Origin of the sequence: Altericroceibacterium spongiae (genome assembly GCF_003610805.1) — a bacterium.
Taxonomy (GTDB): domain Bacteria; phylum Pseudomonadota; class Alphaproteobacteria; order Sphingomonadales; family Sphingomonadaceae; genus Altericroceibacterium; species Altericroceibacterium spongiae.
On the sequence record NZ_RAPF01000022.1, the window covers coordinates 1 to 7,128 of the forward strand.

At 59.3% G+C, this 7,128-nt stretch carries 6 protein-coding genes and 3 pseudogenes; 3 read left to right on the top strand and 6 right to left on the bottom strand.

Annotated features, from left to right (window positions below; genetic code table 11):
• Positions 1-334, top strand: a pseudogene (istB, locus tag D6851_RS17855) (IS21-like element ISSsp5 family helper ATPase IstB); the annotation flags it as partial.
• Between the two features lie 246 nt (positions 335-580).
• On the opposite strand, the pseudogene D6851_RS18125 reads toward istB (D6851_RS17855), so the two are convergent.
• A pseudogene (locus tag D6851_RS18125) lies at positions 581-1,246 on the bottom strand (MFS transporter); the annotation flags it as partial.
• Between the two features lie 39 nt (positions 1,247-1,285).
• Complete coding sequence (locus tag D6851_RS17305; protein ID WP_183030170.1) at positions 1,286-2,818, bottom strand: alginate export family protein; 1,533 nt, start codon at positions 2,816-2,818, stop codon at positions 1,286-1,288.
• 519 nt (positions 2,819-3,337) lie between these two features.
• Between D6851_RS17305 and D6851_RS17310 the strand changes: the two genes are divergently transcribed.
• Positions 3,338-4,681: an MFS transporter gene (locus D6851_RS17310; RefSeq protein WP_183030171.1), complete on the top strand. Its 1,344-nt coding sequence runs from the start codon at positions 3,338-3,340 to the stop codon at positions 4,679-4,681.
• A gap of 49 nt (positions 4,682-4,730) precedes the next feature.
• Positions 4,731-5,219, top strand: coding sequence for an MFS transporter (locus tag D6851_RS17315; protein ID WP_120326093.1), 489 nt, complete (start codon positions 4,731-4,733; stop codon positions 5,217-5,219).
• A 98-nt stretch (positions 5,220-5,317) separates the two neighbouring features.
• On the opposite strand, the pseudogene D6851_RS17320 reads toward D6851_RS17315, so the two are convergent.
• The 4 genes and pseudogenes from D6851_RS17320 to istB (D6851_RS17330) all read right to left on the bottom strand — a co-directional run.
• Positions 5,318-5,425, bottom strand: a pseudogene (locus tag D6851_RS17320) (2-pyrone-4,6-dicarboxylate hydrolase); the annotation flags it as partial.
• Entirely contained in the window at positions 5,418-5,885 is a 468-nt protein-coding gene (locus tag D6851_RS18240; RefSeq protein ID WP_274379069.1) for a PrpF domain-containing protein, read from the bottom strand. The gene D6851_RS18240 and the pseudogene D6851_RS17320, both read right to left, overlap by 8 nt.
• 20 nt (positions 5,886-5,905) lie before the next feature.
• The gene (locus D6851_RS18245) at positions 5,906-6,301 is read right to left on the bottom strand and encodes a PrpF domain-containing protein (RefSeq protein WP_274379070.1); all 396 of its coding nucleotides are present in this window, start codon (positions 6,299-6,301) and stop codon (positions 5,906-5,908) included.
• 72 nt (positions 6,302-6,373) lie between these two features.
• A partial coding sequence (istB, locus tag D6851_RS17330; RefSeq protein ID WP_147395518.1) for an IS21-like element ISSsp5 family helper ATPase IstB occupies positions 6,374-7,128 on the bottom strand: 755 nt, incomplete at its 5' end.

Consider the following 7,128-nt stretch of genomic DNA (forward strand, 5'->3'; position numbering starts at 1 on the left):
AATGATGGAGGCGCGCGACGAGCGGCGTCTCCTGCGCTTCCAGAAGCAGATGGTCGGATACAAACTGCTCATCATCGACGAACTGGGCTTCGTACCGCTCTCCAAGACCGGCGCCGAACTGCTGTTCGAGCTGATCTCCCAGCGTTACGAACGCGGCTCCACCTTGATCACCAGCAACCTGCCCTTCGACGAATGGACCGAAACCTTCGGATCCGAGCGTCTCACAGGCGCGCTCCTCGATCGCCTGACCCATCACGTCAGCATCCTCGAGATGAACGGCGAAAGCTATCGCCTCGCTCACAGCCGGGCCCGCAAGGCCAAAATCAGACCCTGAAAAGCAAGCCAATGCCGGGGGGAGTGGCCCTCGGGCTACGCCCTCACGCCACTCCCCCCGGCGTGTAACACGATGGCCTGGTTTTACGCCGCCCCATGGCCGACTTTTGCTCCGCCGTTGACACAGGTCGACGGGAAGCATCGGCTTGAAGGAATCCCTTTGCTTGCGCACCAGTACTACAAGCGCGGTCACGCCGAAAGCAGCCTCGAATACAATTGTATAACCGAAACGCCATTGCGCGAGATTGACGAAGGACAGCGCCAGCATCCCCAGTCCTGCGGCGCAAAGAACGGCCTGGCCCTTGGCATAGCCTTTGGCGCCACCCGTCTCGTCAGGCAGCGCCCGCCAACCCGCTAAAAGCGATAATGCGCCGATAGGCAGGTTAATCGCAAAAAGAATCGGCCACTCTGCAACCTGCAGCAGGATGGCAGCGACACTCGGTCCGGCTGCCGAGGCAATGGCGACAACAAGAGCATTGTAGCCTATGCCGCGTGCAACCCTAGATTGTGGATAGATGTATCGAATGAGGGCGCCATTGACGGACATGACCCCGCCCGCACCGAGCCCCTGGAACGCCCTGCATATCGCCAACCCCTCCAGGTTGCTTGACAGTGAACAGCCGACCGATGCGATCACAAAACAGATCAGCCCCGCCTGATAGACTTTGCGGTAGCCAATCCACTCGCCCAGAGCCGCGAGCGGAAGCAAAGTCATCATGACCGCGATCTGATAGGCATTCACGATCCAGATGGAATCTGCAGGCAGAACATCGAGCGCCGCGCCAATCGCAGGCAGCGCGACATTTGTAATCGAGCCGTCGATAGTTGTCATGCCGATGGCCAACCACATTGCCGCCGACGCCATCCAACGCTGTCCCGGCGCAAGCCCCCGGTATGGCTCACCCAAACTCATCGTGCATGCCTTTCGTCTATGTCGATGCTGAGAAGCCGCTTAATATCGCAGCGTCAGGCTCATCATGCCATAAGTCCCACCGCCATAGCCCGCCCGCTTCAGGACGTTACCGGCGAAGAGATGCTCGCCTTCGGCAGACACGGCGACATGGTCGTTTACTGCCCAGGAAGCCACGACCCTGGCTTGCGAGCCTACCGCCCGACCGGCAACGTTCTGTGTTCCAGCATAAGGTCGCATCAAACCGCCATAGACTGCGTCATTGCGCGCGAGCCGGCGAAGAAAAGCGTAATCAGCGGTAAAAGTCACCCCTTTTGTGGGAATAACGGCAATGGTAGGTGCAAATATAGCGACGTTGCTCTGGCTGATGAGCAAACCTTCACCAAGATAATTCGAGCTCGCGTAAAGCTGATTGAAGCTCTTGATAGGACCATTCGTGCCAAAGCTGTTGCCTCCAGAGCCCATATCAAGACGAAATCCCGCACGAACTCGAACGCCCTTTTCCTTCACGAGCACGCTTTGAACCAACGACGCGGCCCACGCATCGATGTTTCGGCCCTTGTGCTCACCCGTCTGACGAATGGCGGCCCAATCGACCGACACGGGACCACGGCTACCCCACAGACGGATGCCAAAACTCTTGCGCTTGTCGGCCCCTTGCGACGGGCCAGCCAAGCCCCTGACATTCGATGTCACAAATAGAAAGGGATCAAGGTAGAAATTTCCCGCGCCCTTTGCCCGGGCAACAACGATACTGGCGTTCACCCCCTTAAGACGTTCATCGCCATTTACCTGTTCGTCGAAGGCCCCATTGCCAAGCCGCGTCACCTTATACGAAAAGGCGCCGACGCGAAAATTGCGGCCATGCACGTATGTTCTGACACCATTCCATGTCCGATGCAGATTGGGGCCGTCGCTGATTGCGATCAGCTGTCGCGGCCCATCGGAGAACTCCATCCGTCCAACCATCGCACCGATCAGATAATCACCGACATGCGTTGCCGCCTCTGCAAATAATTGCTGGACCGCCACATCATTCCGGTAATTTCCGGGAGCGACCGTGCCTCTATAGTTCGGCGTAAAGCCGTTCCCATGACCATCGACCTGAGCACTCCCAAGTTCGCCATACACGCGAAGGTGCTCTCCCAGATGCATGTCGGCGCCTGCGATTACGCGAGACTCCAACTGACTGAAATCGTTGTTTGCCATCAACGCGGCGTCGTCGTAGGCGTCAATGCGAACACGCGCTTCCGCACTGAGCGTCAAGGTCACATCATCGCCGATCAGGGGCATGGCCTTTAAGGCAGGCGCCTCACCATCACGCCTTAGTCGAGACCAGTCTTCAGCCCATCGTTCGACAAAGAACGGTCCGGCAGCAGGACCCCAACCTGCCGCCTGCATCGGATACGGCTCGTTCTCAGGGATAACACGAGAGCCTGATGACGTCCGGCTCTCGATCTCCTTTTCCTCGCGAGGCTTGTCGCGAACTGCTGGCGCAGCATCTTCCTGAGCGCTCGCCTCACAAGCGCACGCAACAATCAAAAACCCGGTAACTGCACCAGAGAAGGCACGCATTCTTGAATCCTCTCGCAGGGTGACCGTCGTTGCGGTCGCTATTTTTATGGGGTCCCGGCACGCCAAGAACGCCGCTACCTGAGCCGTACAGGCGGCCATTGCGGTGCTGCGCACCCCCGGAAACACATCAGAAATCGTTCTATATAGAGGTTATTTACCTCGATATAGATGTTTTTTGCGGTGATGCGGAAATCACCGATCCGGAAGGAAACAGCAGCCAAAAGTATCGGTTTTCCTCATTTTTCTGATCCGATATGCCCCCCGAAGAGAGTTCCAGGTCGGCCGCAACAGGCGTTTTTCCCACCCCTCCCCCTGCCAAAATCGATCGCGTACGGCTCTTGCAATACTTCTATCTAGAGGTATTCTTGCTCGAGTCTCTGGATCAGCAAGCCGACGTAGAGATCGGTTGCGACAGAGGCCCGAAAGTTCCGCTGCGACCATGCCGCAACGGCGAAGCTGGAGACTGGAATGCCTGGGATAGGAGCCTCCGCCAACGAGCGGACGTGTGCGCTAGCGCAATTGGATGACGCACCGCTTGGCGCAGTGCAAATTAGAACATTTGTATTGTGCTCCTTGGTGGCACTGCTTGACGGGATCGATAATCAGTCGATCGGGGTTGTGGCGCCGCTGATGGCTAAAGACCTCGGGCTAACGAAAACCTCCCTTGGACTGGTTTTCTCAATCGCGCAGATCGGCGCGACCCTCGGGGCGCTGGGTTTTGGACCATTTGCGGACCGCTTTGGTCGCAAGACCGCGACACTCGTTGCGCTTTCCGGCATTACAATATTCACCTATCTGACGGCCCTGACCCCATCCTTTGCCGGGCTTTTGCTGGTGCGTTTTGCCGCAGGCATCGCATTAGCCGGCGCCATACCATGCGTCCTCGCCTTGGGGTCTGAATACGCGCCCCTAAGGCTGCGAGGCACGGTCGCCAGTGCAATCTTCGCAGGCTATCCCCTGGGAGCATCGATCGGCGGCGTTTTCAGCGCCTTCCTTCTGGCCTCCTACGATTGGCGTTGGGTCTTCTATATCGGCGCACTCATGCCGTTTCTCACGCTTATTCTCCTGTGGTTCTATCTTCCGGAGTCGCTTCGCTTCCTGCTGTCAAAGGGAGGGCGCGCAGACAGCATCAAACGCATAGCTGCATCCTTGGGGATCACCATCGAGGCTTCGGAACAGACCGCGACGCCCGTTGCTGCCCGCAGGAAGAAAGTACCGATCTCGCGCCTTTTCACGAACGGATTGCTCGCATCGACCATACTTTTGTGGGTGCTGTATTTCTTTTGCTATGCAATGACGAAGATCATGGTCGTGTGGCTGCCTAGCCTGCTTACCGACATCGGCTTTGACGTTTCGGATGCCGCCCTTGCCCAGGCAAGTTTCAATCTCGGCTGTGCATTGGGAATGGCAGTGGCCGGACATCTCGTCGATCGTTTTGGCGCCGCGAGGGCGCTTGCACCGGCGCTTATGCTAGGCGCTGGTTCCGTTGCCCTTCTCGGCGTCGCGGGGCAGAGCTTCACGCTCGTCCTTAGCGCGGCCGCCGGCGTGGGACTGCTCATCGGTATCGGGGGCTCAGGAGCACATTCGATCGCCGCTACCCTGTACCCAACCGAAATCCGCACCACCGGGCTCGGTTGGGGAATGGCGTCCTCGCGGCTGGGACAGGTTATGTCGCCGATGCTTGTGGCAGCCCTCCTTTCCGTCGGCGTTGCAGGCAGCGATGTCTATTTTGTCCTCGCCGTCTTCCCAGTGATAGCGGCTTTTGCTGCAATCGGGTTGGGCGTCTCGATAAACCGCCGCACCCGGGTCACCGAACGCCACATGGCGACCGAGCAAAAAATGCAAGCGACTGCCGCAGGATGATCGATGCCTCGCCTGCCGCACCGAAGGCCCGGTCTCTTTCGTTTGTCTTATGGTTTTCACGGGCTTTCTCGCCATTGGAATTCCTCTTCCGGCGATCGTGTCCTTTGTGCGGGAGGAGTTGGGGCTCGCGTCGACCTTGGCGGGTTTGGCTTTCGGTTTGCAGTCGCGCGCCACGATCCTGTCCCGCCACGCAGCAGGATCGATGGTAGACAGGCACGGCGCGCATCCCATTGCCCTGGCCGCCATGCCGGTTCTGTTGCTTTCGACAGGCCTCTATCTGGGCAGTACCCTCACTGGCTCCGCTCATACCCCTCTCTCTCTTGGCCTTCTACTTTGCGGCCGTGTGTTCGCAGGTAATGGGGAGAGCTTTCTGCTCACCAGCGCGATCGTTTGGGCGATAAATCTTTCGGGGATCGCGAATTCAGGACAAGTGATGGCCCGACAAGCCCTCGCGATGTTTTTGACGATCGGTGTCGGAGGATTTGTCAGTATCGAACTTATGACGGTATCCAGCTTTGCTTCGGTCGCGTTCGTCTGAGGGGTTCCCCTCTGCGTGGCAACTTTGAGTGCGCTTACGCTTCCTCAAACTATCAGTACACCAAATCATTTATCGAAGGGCACTACGGTTTTCGCGACCTGCGCCATCGGCCCGAAGACATAGCAATGCGCGTCGATCGCGCCTGCGGGCGGAGTGTAGAGCGCCTTCGACGGAGCGCTGTGCCAGGAAACGATACGTTCAGACATAGACAATCCCAACCATCAGCTTGCGCGCAGTGCGCAGCAGAGCAGCGCTGGTCGCCACGCCATCTTCATCGGTTTCGAGCACGCTAGTCATGTCGCCAGTCGGGTGTTCGACAGAGAGAGAGAGAGAGAGAGTATTGCGCGGGCCTGCAGGAACCTGCGCCACTTGCGCGGCGCCCGAACCTGCGAGCAGGCAGCCCGTCGCCACCGATACCGCGCCCAGCACGCCGATCGTGGCATGGGTGCGATGCGGGATGAACCTGCGCACCGTCACTGCCCCGCCATTCTTCAGCGGCGCGACAAGCACCATCTTGGGCACAGACTTGTCCGTAACGTCGCCCAGGTTCATCCGCTCCCCACGGCAAGGCGGATCGCTTCTATCCGCGCTTTGAGTTACCTTGGCATCGAGCGTCTCGCGATCCTCGTAACCCGCGATGCCCACGTCCTCAGCCCTGAAGACCACGCAGGGCATGCCGTTGTCGATCAGGTAACCGGAACGCCGTTCACCACATCGACGGCATTGTCGGTAGGCAGCACCGCGCCGCGGGAGAAACCTGCAGTATCGCGTATCTCCAGCGGCACCGGAGCATGGGTTACGGGCATGCCGTGAATGGCAGCATCGCCCGCGTAGGTCCCCGCCCCGCCCGGTGTCTGCACGGTGGCGACGGCAGCCTGCCCGGTGTTCTCCATGCAGATCGCCACCCGCGTTTCGTCGCCGGTCGCGGCAACAAATCCGCGCTCGATCGCGACGGGACCGATCCTAGCAAAGATATTGTCACAGTTCTGCGCGTCAGTGACGACCACCTTGTCGACGAAGACCTGCAGGGGTGTCAACGGCGGAGCAAAAGTCGGCCATGGGGCGGCGTAAAACCAGGCCATCGTGTTACATGCCGGGGGGAGTGGCGTGAGGGCGTAGCCCGAGGGGCACTCCCCCCGGCATTTGCGTAATTTTCAGGGTCTGGTTTTGGCCTTGCGGGCCCGGCTGTGAGCGAGACGATAGCTTTCGCCATTCATCTCGAGGATGCTGACGTGATGGGTCAGGCGATCGAGGAGCGCGCCTGTGAGACGCTCGGATCCGAAGGTTTCGGTCCATTCGTCGAAGGGCAGATTGCTGGTGATCAAGGTGGAGCCGCGTTCGTAACGCTGAGAGATCAGCTCGAACAACAGTTCGGCGCCGGTCTTGGAGAGCGGTACGAAGCCCAGTTCGTCAATGATGAGCAGCTTGTATCCGACCATCTGCTTCTGGAAGCGCAGTAGTCGCCGCTCGTCGCGCGCCTCCATCATCTCGCTGACCAGCGCCGCCGCAGTGGTGAAGCCCACCGACAGCCCTTTCTGGCATGCTGCCAGTCCGAGCCCCAACGCTACGTGCGTCTTTCCGGTGCCCGATGGTCCCAGAGCGATGGCGTTCTCACGCCGCTCGATCCACTCGCAGCGCGCCATCTCGAGCACCTGCATCTTGTTGAGCCTGGGGATGACGGTGAAGTCGAAGGTGTCGAGGCTTTTGACGGCGGGGAAGCGCGCGGCCTTGATGCGCCGCTCGACCATACGACGCTCCCTGTCGATCATTTCCATCTCGACGAGACGGGCGAGGAAGCGGATATGATCGACGCCTTCTGCGGCACATTGCCGCGCGAGCTTGTGATGCTCTCGCAGGCACGTAGGCAGCTTGAGTGCCTTGAGATTGTGAGCGAGAAGAAGCTCCGGGG

Coding starts and splice junctions, on each gene's coding strand:
- D6851_RS17305 (WP_183030170.1), bottom strand. CDS start 2,818: ATGCGTGCCTTCTCTGGTGCAGTTACCGGGTTTTTGATTGTTGCGTGC.
- D6851_RS17315 (WP_120326093.1), top strand. CDS start 4,731: ATGGTTTTCACGGGCTTTCTCGCCATTGGAATTCCTCTTCCGGCGATC.
- D6851_RS18245 (WP_274379070.1), bottom strand. CDS start 6,301: ATGGCCTGGTTTTACGCCGCCCCATGGCCGACTTTTGCTCCGCCGTTG.